This window comes from Streptomyces eurocidicus (assembly GCF_002891295.1).
GTDB lineage: Bacteria > Actinomycetota > Actinomycetes > Streptomycetales > Streptomycetaceae > Streptomyces > Streptomyces eurocidicus.
The window spans coordinates 191506-203342 of sequence record NZ_LGUI01000008.1 but is presented as its reverse complement, the minus strand read 5'-3'; the positions used below and the strand labels follow the sequence as shown (position 1 = coordinate 203342).

Annotated in this window: 8 protein-coding genes and 3 pseudogenes; 2 read left to right on the top strand and 9 right to left on the bottom strand. The window is 75.4% G+C overall.

Annotated features, from left to right (window positions below; genetic code table 11):
• Window positions 1–42: 42 nt before the first annotated feature.
• The 5 genes and pseudogenes from AF335_RS23025 to tsaB form a co-directional block, all read right to left on the bottom strand.
• Complete coding sequence (locus AF335_RS23025; protein ID WP_102920334.1) at window positions 43–684, bottom strand: hypothetical protein; 642 nt, start codon at window positions 682–684, stop codon at window positions 43–45.
• On the bottom strand, window positions 681–1814 hold the full coding sequence (tsaD, locus tag AF335_RS23020; RefSeq protein ID WP_102920333.1) for a tRNA (adenosine(37)-N6)-threonylcarbamoyltransferase complex transferase subunit TsaD: 1134 nt from the start codon (window positions 1812–1814) through the stop codon (window positions 681–683). Before tsaD ends, AF335_RS23025 begins: the two co-directional genes overlap by 4 nt.
• A pseudogene (gene rimI, locus AF335_RS23015) lies at window positions 1798–2127 on the bottom strand (ribosomal protein S18-alanine N-acetyltransferase); the annotation flags it as partial. The pseudogene rimI and the gene tsaD, both read right to left, overlap by 17 nt.
• 148 nt (window positions 2128–2275) lie before the next feature.
• A pseudogene (locus AF335_RS35880) lies at window positions 2276–2416 on the bottom strand (ribosomal-protein-alanine N-acetyltransferase RimI); the annotation flags it as partial.
• Window positions 2417–2439: 23 nt separating this feature from the next.
• The gene (gene tsaB, locus AF335_RS23005; protein WP_102920332.1) at window positions 2440–3108 is read right to left on the bottom strand and encodes a tRNA (adenosine(37)-N6)-threonylcarbamoyltransferase complex dimerization subunit type 1 TsaB; all 669 of its coding nucleotides are present in this window, start codon (window positions 3106–3108) and stop codon (window positions 2440–2442) included.
• 129 nt (window positions 3109–3237) lie between these two features.
• On the opposite strand from tsaB, the gene AF335_RS23000 reads away from it, so the two are divergent.
• A complete protein-coding gene (locus AF335_RS23000; protein WP_102920331.1) occupies window positions 3238–3819 on the top strand; it encodes a hypothetical protein in 582 nt (193 codons plus the stop codon).
• Window positions 3820–4457: 638 nt separating this feature from the next.
• On the opposite strand, the gene tsaE is transcribed toward AF335_RS23000, so the two are convergent.
• The 3 genes and pseudogenes from tsaE to alr form a co-directional block, all read right to left on the bottom strand.
• Complete coding sequence (gene tsaE, locus AF335_RS22990; RefSeq protein ID WP_102920329.1) at window positions 4458–5018, bottom strand: tRNA (adenosine(37)-N6)-threonylcarbamoyltransferase complex ATPase subunit type 1 TsaE; 561 nt, start codon at window positions 5016–5018, stop codon at window positions 4458–4460.
• A gap of 20 nt (window positions 5019–5038) precedes the next feature.
• Window positions 5039–6252, bottom strand: a pseudogene (locus AF335_RS22985) (alpha/beta fold hydrolase).
• A 72-nt stretch (window positions 6253–6324) separates the two neighbouring features.
• Window positions 6325–7470 carry an alanine racemase gene (gene alr, locus AF335_RS22980; protein WP_102920328.1) on the bottom strand — a complete coding sequence of 382 codons (1146 nt, stop codon included), beginning with the start codon at window positions 7468–7470 and terminating at the stop codon, window positions 6325–6327.
• A gap of 123 nt (window positions 7471–7593) precedes the next feature.
• Here alr and AF335_RS22975 point away from each other — a divergent pair, with 123 nt between their 5' ends.
• Window positions 7594–9042 carry an NAD(P)H-hydrate dehydratase gene (locus AF335_RS22975; RefSeq protein WP_102920327.1) on the top strand — a complete coding sequence of 483 codons (1449 nt, stop codon included), beginning with the start codon at window positions 7594–7596 and terminating at the stop codon, window positions 9040–9042.
• 160 nt (window positions 9043–9202) lie between these two features.
• Here AF335_RS22975 and AF335_RS22970 read toward each other — a convergent pair whose 3' ends face one another.
• Window positions 9203–11830 carry a serine protease gene (locus tag AF335_RS22970; protein ID WP_102920326.1) on the bottom strand — a complete coding sequence of 876 codons (2628 nt, stop codon included), beginning with the start codon at window positions 11828–11830 and terminating at the stop codon, window positions 9203–9205.
• Between the last annotated feature and the right edge of the window lie 7 nt (window positions 11831–11837).

Below are 11837 nucleotides of genomic sequence, written 5' to 3'. Positions count from 1 at the left end.
AAGGCCCTGGGACGGAACCCGGTCGGCGTCCCTCCGCCCGGCTCAGCCGTGGCGGGGGCCCGTCCCGGCCGCGGCTTCCGCCATCCCCCGCGCCCACCGCCGGTGCGCCAGCGCCTTCCCCACGCCCTGCGCGCCCGCCGCCGCCAGCGGTGCCGTGAAGCCCACCGCGTAGGCGTACGTCGTCCCGGCGGTCTCCCCCGGCGGCCGTGCGAACACCTCCGCCACGTACGCGCAGGCGACGACCGCGGCGACCGCCGCCGGCAGCAGCGACATCAGCAGCCAGAACCAGGTCAGGCCCGCCGCCCGGTACACCTGGTCGCCGTACGGGTCGCGGTCCAGGGACGTCCACAGGCGCAGGCGTTCGCGGGCGCGGCGGTCCTTGCGGAGGCCCGAGGCGATGCCGAGGACCGAGGGCACGGCCGCGCAGCCGGCCAGGGCGAGGAAGGCGGCCGCGTGGAGGTACCGGACCGTGCCGCCGTCCGCGACGGCTTCGAGGCCCAGCACGGCGAACACCCAGCCGAGGACCGTCAGGGCGGTGAGCAGCCACAGGAGCAGCAGCCGCCGCGGGGCCAGTTGGGCGTGGACGAGCCCGCCGATGGCGCGGGCCCGGTCGGCGAGCAGGGCCGGGCGGTCGGGCCAGGTGCGTATGTGAGCGGGAGGAGGGGGTGGCGGCAGGGCGTTCACGAGTCGTAGAGGTTCTTCTTGCTCAGTTCATGGACGTGGTCGTGCGTGTGGAGGCCGTGGGAGCCGTGGGAGCCCTGGGGCGCCGGTACATGCGTCTCCGTCACCGGCAGCGAGGAGTCGGCCGACAGGCCCCACGAGGACGCCGTGCGGCCCCGGGCCATCATCTCCGCGCCCAGCGCCGCGACCATGGCGCCGTTGTCCGTGCACAGCTTCGGGCGGGGCACCCGCAGGGTGATGCCCGCGTCCTCGCAGCGGCGGGCGGCCAGGGCCCGCAGCCGGGTGTTGGCGGCGACGCCACCGCCGATCATGAGGTGGTCGACGCCGTTGTCCGCGCAGGCCCGTACGGCCTTCCGGGTGAGGACGTCGACGACGGCCTCCTGGAAGGACGCGGCGACGTCCGCGACCGGGACCTCCTCGCCGGCCGCCCGCCGGGCCTCGATCCAGCGGGCGACGGCGGTCTTGAGGCCGGAGAAGGAGAAGTCGTAGACGGGGTCGCGGGAGCCGGTCAGGCCGCGCGGGAAGCGGATCGCGGCGGGGTCGCCCTCGCGGGCGTAGCGGTCGATGACGGGGCCGCCGGGGAAGCCGAGGTGCAGGACGCGGGCGACCTTGTCGAACGCCTCGCCCGCGGCGTCGTCGATCGTCGAGCCCAGGGGGCGGACGTCGGAGGTGATGTCGGGGGCCAGCAGCAGCGCGGAGTGGCCGCCGCTGACCAGCAGGGCCATGGTCGGCTCGGGCAGCGCGCCGTGCTCCAGCTGGTCCACACAGATGTGCGAGGCGAGGTGGTTGACGCCGTAGAGGGGCTTGCCGAGGGCGTACGCGTACGCCTTGGCCGCCGCGACGCCGACGAGCAGGGCGCCCGCGAGGCCGGGGCCGGCCGTGACGGCGACGCCGTCGAGGTCGCGCGCGCGGACGCCCGCCTCCTTCAGCGCCCGCTCGATGGTGGGGACCATCGCCTCCAGGTGCGCGCGGCTCGCGACCTCCGGGACGACCCCGCCGAAGCGGGCGTGCTCGTCGACGCTGGAGGCGACGGCGTCGGCGAGGAGGGTGTGGCCGCGGACGATGCCGACGCCCGTCTCGTCGCAGGAGGTCTCGATGCCTAGGACAAGTGGTTCATCAGCTCTCAGGGCCATGGGTGGTACCTCGCACTGCCGAGTCGGGGTCGGTGAGGCGCATGACGAGGGCGTCGACGTTACCGGGCTGGTAGTAGCCACGGCGGACGCCGACGGGTTCGAAGCCGAAGCGTTCGTAGAGCCGCTGGGCGCGGGTGTTGTCCACCCGGACCTCCAGGAGCACCTCGCGGCACTCGAAGGCGGTCGCGGTGGTGAGGAGCTCGGTGAGCAGGCGGGCGCCGAGGCCGGTGCCCCAGTGGTCGTAGGCGACGGCGATGGTCTGGACGTCCCCGGTGCCGTCGATCGCGGCGAGGCCGGCGTACCCGACGATCCGGCTGCCGGGGCCCGCGCCGGACGCGCCCGCGCCCGTCGGCTCGTCGGTGGCGCTCACATGGCGGCCCGCCACGCCCCGGGCCGGCGCCCGGGGCGCCGCCCTCGGCCGGGCCGGGGGCGGCGTCGGGCACGGCGGCCGGGTCGGTCCACTCGGCCACCACGTACCGGCGGTTGGCGCCCGCGCCGCGCGCGTGTGCCAGCTCGGACCAGAACAGGCCCTTCGACCAGGCGTCGTCCGGGAACAGCGCGCGCTCCAGCTCCAGCACCGGCGCGATGTCCCACCAGCGCATCTCGCGGATCCGCACGGTGCCGGTCACTGCGGGGTGACCACCTTGTAGTTGGCCGGCACCTTGGCGTCCGGGCGGCGCAGGTACAGCGGTGTGTCGGGCAGGAACTCGCCGCCCGTGCGGAGCCGCTCGGCGGCGAGGGAGGCCAGCGCGCCCGCGTACTGGTGCTCGGGCATGTCGGCCCGGACGTCCGTGAAGGCGTCGGGGTAGAGCACGGCGCCCGCGCCGATGGCGGTGAGGCCGGCGAGGGGCTCGGTGAGGTCGGCGGGGCGGTCCACGGCGGGCTCGGTGACCCGGGTACGGGCGTCGGCGTACCGGGCCCAGTAGACCTCCTTGCGGCGGGCGTCCGTCGCGACGACGAATTCGCCCTCCAGCCCGGCCCGCCCGGCGGCGTAGGCGATGCCGTCCAGGGAGCACAGGCCGTGCACGGGGACGGACAGCGCGGCGCCGAAGGTCGCGGCGGTCACGATGCCGACGCGCAGGCCGGTGTAGGGGCCGGGGCCGACGCCGACGACGATGCCGGTGACGGCGTCCAGCGTGCGGCCGGCCTCGCCGAGCACCCGGTCGACGGCCGGGAGCAGCAGCTCACCGTGCCTGCGGGCGTCCACCTGACGCGATTCGGCGATGACTTCGTCGCCGTCGTGAAGGGCGACGGTGACGGCGGGAGTGGCGGTATCAAGAGCGAGCAGCAGCACACTGACAGCCTACGGCTCGCCATGGGGCGGGCGGTGCCCGCGCCCGCCCGCGCCGAGCGCGCGGCGGGGGCGTACGCGGGTGCTACGGTCAGCCGCATAGCCGTACGCAGGACGAAAGGGTGCGCAGCCGTGGCACGCAGTTCGGGGATCATCGTGGCCGCGCTCACCGCCGCGGCGCTGGGCGGCGTCGGCTTCCTCGCCTTCCAGGCCGAGGCCGCGCCCGACCGCCCCCACGCGTCCGCTTCCTCGCCGTCCGGCAAGGAGCAAGGGCAGGGCCAGGACGCGGCGTCCCAGGACAAGGCGGCCAAGGAGAAGGAGGCCGCGACGGCGCTCCCCGAGCACTCCGGCACCGGCGCCCGCGTCGTCTACGCCCTCGCGCAGAAGCGGGTCTGGCTGGTCGGCGCCGACGGCAAGCCCACCCGGACCTTCGAGGTCGCCCCCAGCGCGGTGAACCCCCCGGTCGGCCCGTACAAGGTCACTTCCCGCGACCCCACGGGGACGGGCTCGGACGGGATCCCGGTCGAGCACATCGTGCGGTTCCACCGCGATGCGAACGGGGTCGTGTTCGGGTTCAGTGCCGCCGTGGACGGGTCTTCGCCGAATCCGTCGACGACGGCGAAGAAGACGGGCGGGATCCGGGAGCGTCCGGCGGATGGTCTGGCGCTGTGGAATGTGGCGGTGAACGGGGCGCGGGTGGTTGTGGTCCCGTAGGGACGTTTTCCCCTACCCGCCCCTTCCCGAATGTCCTCAAACTCCCCCAGCTACCGCTGGGAGGTGCCCCCGGACGGGCTGAAATCAGCCCGTCCGGCGCTTGAGGACACCGCGCGGAGCGCGGAAAAGGAGGTCCGGGGGCGGAGCCCCCGCCACGCGGCGGAGCCGCACATCGGATACAGCGGGAAGGGGCGGGGTGGGGAACAAGCCCCGCGCAGCGGCCCGCACCCCCGCCGTCCTTACCCCCGTACGAGCTAATCCCCGCTACGCCGCATCCCGCTCATCCCCCGGAACCGGCGCCTCCGGCGCCCGAGGCGCCCGAGGCGGCGTGGACACCGCGTCCGCCGCCGCACAAGCCGCCAGAAGATCCCGCATCGACATCGCCGGAAGCCCGCCCGGACCCTCGGGGCGGCGGTTCTCGCGGCGGTTCTCATCGGTCGCGGCGACAGGCTCGGCAGCAGGCTCATGGGCCGACATGGGCGCCTCCTGGGGCAGCTGGGGCAAGGTTAGGTAGACCTAACCATGTCTCTGCCTCCATGTGACCACGCCCGATACCACCCGCGCAACATCTTGCCGACGGCTTGTCGGAATACGGGGGAGGCGCGCGGAGACCCCGCACGCCCCGGGGCTCACCCCTGTCACGCCAGCGCGGTGAGATCCACACCCGCCCAGCGCGGGCCCACGCCCGCCAGGGTCACCGTGCGGACGTCGTCGGCCTCGTCCAGCGCGAGCCCGTCCGCGCCCTCCGCGCGCTCGATGACGATGTGCAGCCGGTCCTCGGACAGCTCCTCGACCTTGCCGTCGCCCCACTCCACGACGATCACCGACTCCGGCAGCGAGACGTCGAGGTCGAGGTCCTCCATCTCGTCGAGGCCGCCGTTCAGCCGGTAGGCGTCGACGTGGACCAGGGCCGGGCCGTCGCCGAGCGGCGGGTGGGCGCGGGCGATCACGAACGTCGGGGACGTGACGGCGCCCCGCACGCCGAGGCCCTCGCCGAGCCCGCGCGTCAGGGTCGTCTTGCCGGCACCCAGCTCGCCCGTGAGGAGCAGCAGGTCGCCGGGGCGCAGCAGGGCGGCGAGCCGGCGGCCCAAGTCCCGCATGCCCTCGGCGGACTTGACGGTGACCTGGGCGGAGGTGGTGGAGATGGCGGTGGCGACGGTGGCTGCGGCGTCAGGCCGGGCGTTCGGGACGGCGTTCATACCCGCCGATGGTACGGGGCTCAGCCCCGCCGACGCGCTCCGGCCGCGTGCCGCAACCCCGCCTGCGCGCCGCTCGCGCCGGCCGCCGCCAGCAGTTCGGCCAGGTGGTCGTCGACCGTTCCGGGCCGCTCCAGCATCACCATGTGACCCGCGCCCGGTACGCACACCAGCCGGGCGGCGGGCAGGGCCTCCGCGATGGCCTCGCTGTGCTCGTACGGCGTGACCATGTCCCGGTCGCCGGCGAGGACGAGCACGGGCCGGTGGTCGAAGGCGCGCAGCGCCGCCTTCTTCTCGTGCTCGGCGAAGACCGGGTAGAAGGCGGCGACGACGTCGACCGGGGTGGCCTCGATCAGCCGCTCGCCGAACCGCGCCACGGCCGGATCCACGTCCTTCGAACCGAAGGAGTAGCGCTTGATGATCCCGCCGATGAGCTCGGCGGTGGCCTTCCGCCCCTTCTCGACCAGCTCCGGCTGCGCGGACATCAGCTTGAGCGCGCCCGGCAGGACGCGCCGCACCACGCTCATCCCGACGGCCGGGAGACCGTAGGTGTTCTCGGCCATCCCCCCGGCGGACGTGCCGATGAAGGCGGCGCCGACGACGCGCTCGGCGATCAGCTCGGGGTACTGGGCGGCGAGCGCCATCATCGTCATGCCGCCCATCGAGTGCCCCACCAGCACCAGCGGCCCCTCGGGCGCGGCGGCGTCGATGACGGCCTTGAGGTCGCGGCCGAGGAGGTCGATGGAGACGCCGGGGGTGCGGGCGCGCTCCGAGCGGCCGTGGCTGCGCTGGTCCCAGAAGACGGCGCGGACGGCGCCGCGCAGGGCGGCGCGCTGGAAGTGCCAGGCGTCCTGCTGGAGGCAGTAGCCATGGCTGAAGATCACGGTGACGGGCGGCGCGGGGCGGCGCCCGAGGAACCGCTTGGCGGGCTCCGGGCAGACCTCGTCGACCTCGTAGGCGATCCGGGTGCCGTCCTCGGCGACCGCGGTGCCGGGCGTGCCGCGCAGCGTCCCGTACGGCCCGGCGGCGTCCAGCGCGAGGCGGGCCTTACGGCGTATCCCGCGCCCCACGGTGAGCCGCTCCACGGCCACCCCGACGGCGGCTCCGGCGGCCACCACGCCGAGCGCCGCGCCCGCGGCGCCCGCCCCCGCCGCCAGCCGGCCGGGACGGCCCCCGTGGCCGTGAGTGCGGCCGCCGCGGCCGCCGCCTCCCCGCCCGTGTTCGCGCTGTCGCTCATTCCGTGACCCCCGTGTCCTAGCTCCGTTGCCGGTTCACGCTCTCGTTCACGTCCGTACTCGCCGCCGGGACCCTAGTCGGCGTCCTCACCGACATAGACGCGCGGAACCCGGTTCGAGATGCGTGTCACGACCTCGTACGCGATGGTCCCGGTGGCCCGCGCCCAGTCCTCGGCGGTCGGCTCGCCCCGGTCGCCCGGTCCGAACAGCACCGCCTCGTCGCCGACCCGGGCCGTGTCGCCACCGAGGTCGACCACGAACTGGTCCATGGCCACCCGGCCGGCGGCCGTCCGCCACTTCCCGCCGATCAGCACCGGCCCGGTGCCGGACCCGGCGCGCGGGATCCCGTCCGCGTAGCCGACGGGAACCAGGGCGAGAGTAGTGGGTCCCGGGGTGATGTAGTGATGCCCGTACGAGACACCGTGCCCGCCCGGCACCCGCTTCACGGACGCCAGGGAGGCGGACAGCGTCATGACCGGGCGCAGCCCCAGCTCCTGCGGGGTGCCGATCTCGGGGGCCGGCGAGACGCCGTAGATCGCGACGCCGGTCCGCACCAGGTCGAAGTGGGTCTCCGGCAGCGTGAGCATGGCCGGGGAGTTGGCTATGTGCCGCACCTCCGGCTCGATCCCCTGGCCCTCGGCGTAGGCCAGCGCGTCCCGGAAGACCCCCAGCTGCGCCTGGATGGAAGGGTGACCGGGCTCGTCCGCGCACGCGAAGTGCGACCACACGCCGGTGACGCGCAGGACGCCCTCGTCCTCGGCGGCGCGGGCGGCGGCGATCAGTTCCGGCCAGTCGTCGGGCTGGCAGCCGTTACGGCCCAGACCGGTGTCGATCTTCAGCTGGACGCGGGCGGGCCGGCCCGCCGCCCGGGCGGCCGCCCGGATCTCCTCGACGGCCCACACACCGCTCACGGTGACGTCGACGTCGGCCTCGATCGCCTCCCGCCAGGGCCCGCCCGGGGTCCACAGCCAGCACAGCAGCCGGCCCTCGTCCCCGGCCGCGCGCAGCGCGAGCGCCTCCTGCGGGGTGGCCGTGCCGACCCAGGCGGCACCGGCCCGGCGGGCGGCGCGGGCGCACGGCACCGCGCCGTGGCCGTACGCGTCCGCCTTGACCACGGCCATCAGCTGCGCCTGGGGCGCGCGGGCGCGCAGCACGCGTACGTTGGCCCGCAGGGCGGCCAGGTCGACCAGGGCACGGGCGCGCATCGGAGTCTCGTTCATCCCCGTCAGTGTCTCAGGACCTCCGGGATGGGCGTGAGGGGCGGGGCGCCGGGGGCCCCGGCTCAGGGGACGACTCCGTCATTTCAGGGGCGGGCCCGGGGCCCGGCGGTGACACTGGGACCCATGAGGACCGCCTACAGCGTCGAGACCGTACGGGCCGCCGAGCGCGCGCTCATGGCACAGCTCCCCCAGGGCGCCCTGATGCAGCGCGCCGCCGCCGGGCTGGCGGCGGCCTGCGCGGACCTGCTGGGGCGTACGTACGGGGCACGGGTGGCGCTGCTCGTCGGCAGCGGTGACAACGGCGGGGACGCGCTCTACGCCGGCGCGCGCCTGGCGCGCCGGGGCGCCGGGGTGACGGCGGTGCTCCTCGCCCCGGAGCGGACGCACCAGGGCGGGCTGGCCGCGCTGCGGGCGGCGGGCGGGCGGGTCGCGTCGGCCGAGGAGGGCGACCGGGCGGTGCGCCGCGCGGACCTGGTCGTGGACGGGATCGTCGGCATCGGCGGCCGGGGCGGGCTGCGCCCGGAGGCGGAGGCCCTGGTGGCGGCCGCCGAGGGCGCGCTGGTCCTCGCCGTGGACCTGCCCAGCGGGGTCGACGCGGACAGCGGCGAGGTGCGCGGGGCGACGGTCCGCGCGGACGCGACGGTGACCTTCGGCGCGTACAAGCCGGGCCTGCTCATCGACCCGGCCCGGGAGCGGGCGGGGGCGCTCCGCCTGATCGACATCGGCCTGGGGCCGCACCTGCCGCGCAGGCCCGAGGCCGAGGCGCTCCAGCACGCGGACGTCGCGGCGCTGCTGCCGCGTCCGGCGGCGGAGAGCGACAAGTACCGGCGGGGCGTGGTCGGCGTGGTGGCCGGTTCGGCCCGCTACCCCGGCGCGGCCGTCCTGGCCGTGGCGGGCGCCCTGCACGGCGGCGCGGGCGCGGTCCGCTACGCGGGCCCGGCGGCGGAGGCGGTGGTCTCCCGCTTCCCCGAGACCCTCGTCTCGGAGGGCCCGCCGTCGAAGGCCGGCCGCGTCCAGGCGTGGGTGGTCGGCCCCGGCGTGGGCGACGACGCGGCGGCCCGCCGGGCCCTGGACGACGTCCTCGCCTCGGACGTCCCGGTCCTGGTCGACGCGGACGGCCTGCGGCTGCTGCCGGAGGCGGCGGTACGGGCGCGGGGCGCGGAGACCGTCCTGACCCCGCACGCGGGCGAGGCCGCCGCCCTGCTGGGCGTCAGCCGCTCCCGCGTCGAGTCCGCCCGCCTGTCCGCCGCCCGCGAGCTCGCCGCCCGCTTCGGCGCGACGGCCCTGCTGAAGGGCTCGACGACGGTCGTCGCGGCCCCCGGCCGGACGGCGGTGCGGGTGAACCCCACGGGAACGCCCTGGCTGGCGACGGCGGGCAGCGGCGACGTCCTCTCCGGCGTCACGGGCTCCCTCCTCGCGGCGGGCCTGCGGGGGCTGGACGCGGCGTCGGTGGGGGCGTATCTGCACGGGCTGGCGGCGCGCTCACTGGGCGGGGCACCGCTGACGGCGTCGGGGGTGGCGGAGGCGCTGGCGGGGGCTTGGGGGGAGGTGACGGGGCACTCGTACGAGTGAGAAGCCTTATGGGTACGGGTGCGCACCCATAAGCTGGCGCGGCAATCGCATGGGAGGACCGAACCCATGGCTGACGCCAACATCCGCATCCCCGCAGGCGCCCGAGACCGTCTCGCGGAGGTCGCAGCAGCAGAGGGCCTGTAAGTGCGCATCCTCGACATCAATCCATGACGTCTCCGGCCGGATACCCCGCCCGCTGATACACCCAGCGGCCTCTGAGCGCGCTCTGGGCGGCGTCTGCCTGCTGAACCACCTTGCGGTCGCCTCCCAGCCGGTCCAGAACAGCCTGTTGTTCCCGCGACTTCACAAGAAACAGCAGTTCCCCCTCCCCCTCATCCGCGTACGCGAGCCTCGCGATCACCGCCTCCGCGTAGTGCTCGGTCTCAAACCGGTCCCACGACCACACCAACTGCGCCCGCACCCGCAAGGACGGATGCGTCGCGTACCGCGCCAGCAACGGAATAGCCCGGTCGTCCGCCACCGTCGTCGCCGCCACGACCACCGCGTGGGCGACCACGTCGTCGAGCCCCTCCGGCCCCGGCAGCAGGTCCAGCACCACCTGTCCCGCGGTCGCCAGCGCCTTCGCCGCCTCCTGGTCCCGCGGCGGCACCAGCTCCGCCGCCGCCTTCTCGACCCGGGTGCGGATCTCCGCGTCGACCTCCGTCGCCTGTTCCAGACAGGCGGCCGCCAGCAGGTGCAGCCGGTACCGGTCGGCCTCCTCGCGCTCGCCGCGCTCCAGCAGCTTGCGGAGCAGCTCGGCGCGGACGCGCGGCGCGGCGTGGCCGACGGCCATCCGGAGGACGTCCTCCCACTGGTCGTCGTGGGCGTGGTTGACGAGGAGGTCGAAGTCCCAGTCGTCGACGGCGGCCTGGGCGCCCAGGTAGTCCTGGAACGTACGGTGGATGAAGTCCAGCGTCTCGCTGGTGGGCTGCCGCAACAGCCCGCTGCGCAGCACCAGATGGCGCAGGATCTCCTCCGCGCTGCCGCGCGCCGCGACGGCGGGCATCGCCGGGAGGGCGCGTTCGAGGATCTCCACGGCCCGGTCCCACTCCAGCTCGGAACGGCCGTTACGGATCAGCCAGTACGCGATCTTCTGGAGGAGCGCGGTCTGGGCCTGTTCCAGCTCCGGCCCCTCCAGGCCGACGACGATGTCGCGCTCCCGGTCCCGGCGGATCAGGAGGAGCTCCAGCGCGGCCCGGTAGAGCTCCATCCGGCCGTGCGGCAGATAGCCGCGCCGGGAGCGGTTGAGGGCGCAGATCAGCGCGCACATCAGAGGGTTGGTGGCCAGCCGGCCCAGGTCGCGCTTGGTGACGACCGCGGCGGTCAGGGAGTCGCGGAAGGCCCGTAGCCGCGCGTCGTGCTCCTGCCCGGCGGCGGTGTGCCAGCGGTCGATGAAGGCCGCGACGTCGGCCCGGCTCATCGGCTGAAGCTCCAGCTCCGTGAAACCGGCGTCCGCCAGCCAGCCCTCCCGTACGGCGGAGGGCCGGGTGGTGATGACGTAGCGCGCGTCGGGGTACGCGGCCAGGAGGTCCTTCAGCCAGCCCAGGGTGCGCCGGCGGTCGGCCTCGGGGACCTCGTCCACGCCGTCGATCAGGAGCAGCGCGGTGCCCTCGGCCAGCCGGCGGGTCACCCAGCCCTGCGCGGCCGGCAGTCCGGCCAGCGGCCGGGCCGCGGCGGCCAGGAACTCCTCGGGCTGCGGGAGTTCACCCTGCCGTATGAGGGTCCGCAGCGGGAGGGTGAGCGGCATGCAGCCGCTGAGGTGGCCGAGGCCGGGCGGCAGGTCGCCCCGGGCGGTGACCGTGGCCAGCCACTGGAGGAGGGTCGTCTTGCCCGACCCGGCCGCGCCGCGCAGCAGGACGCGCCGCTGCCCGGCCAGGGCCTCCTCGGCGCGCCGCGGCGAGGGTACGGGCCGGGCGGGTGCCGCCGGGTCCCCGAGGGGCGGCGCGAAGTCCTGGCCCGCCGCCGGGTCGCCGGGGCCGGCCAGTTCGAGGCTGAGGTACGCGGCGTCGAGCGGCCAGGTCTCGCCCTCGCCGTCGGAGAGGGTGAGGCCGATGATGGTCAGCGCGCCGGCCTTCTCGACGACGTAGTCCCGCAACCGGCTCTCGAACACCTCGACCTCCAGCTGCCGGTGCGAGGTGAGGGAACGCGATTCCGGTTTATGGCCCGCGAGCAGGCACTCGCTGAGGAACCGGAAGTGCGACCACAGGGTGGCCGAGGGGGTCACGGTGAGGCGCCCGTGCCGCCAGCCGCCGGGGTCGGCGCACACGACGCCGGCGAGGAGCCCGTCGACGAAGACGGCGGAGCCGGACATGCCCGCCCACGGCGAACCGCCGTCACCGGGCGGCTCGGGAGCGGCGTGCTCGCTGTCGAGCACGTGTCTGCCGCCGATGAGATTGCTGCCCGGCTTGAAGGTGCCGACGATCTGCTCGGTGTCGAGCTCGTCGTCCCCGTCCCGCTGGACCCGCGGAAAGCCGACGGCCTGGGCGCCGGGCCAGGCCCGCAGGTCGTAGGCGCGGCCCCAGACGAGCGGCTCGAAGGCGGCGGCGGTGCCCGCGTCGACGAGGTCCCGCTCGGCGAGCAGCAGCGCGGCGTCGCAGCGGCGGCTGTCGTCGCGCGCCCAGACCGTACGGCAGCGGACGACGCCGGTGCCGCCGGGGACGATCACCCGTGGGGTGTCGCAGTCCCCGATCACGTGTGCGGCGGTCAGTACCAGGTTCGGCGTGAGCAGATAGCCGCTGCCCTGGGCCCGGCCGAACACGGCCGCGATGCGTTCCTTCGCCGGGTGCACACCGGCT

Bases quoted from the DNA above. Each gene is read 5' to 3' on its own strand.
- tsaD (WP_102920333.1), bottom strand. From the start codon at position 1,814: ATGGCCCTGAGAGCTGATGAACCACTTGTCCTAGGCATCGAGACCTCC.
- tsaE (WP_102920329.1), bottom strand. From the start codon at position 5,018: ATGAACGCCGTCCCGAACGCCCGGCCTGACGCCGCAGCCACCGTCGCC.
- alr (WP_102920328.1), bottom strand. From the start codon at position 7,470: ATGAACGAGACTCCGATGCGCGCCCGTGCCCTGGTCGACCTGGCCGCC.
- AF335_RS22975 (WP_102920327.1), top strand. From the start codon at position 7,594: ATGAGGACCGCCTACAGCGTCGAGACCGTACGGGCCGCCGAGCGCGCG.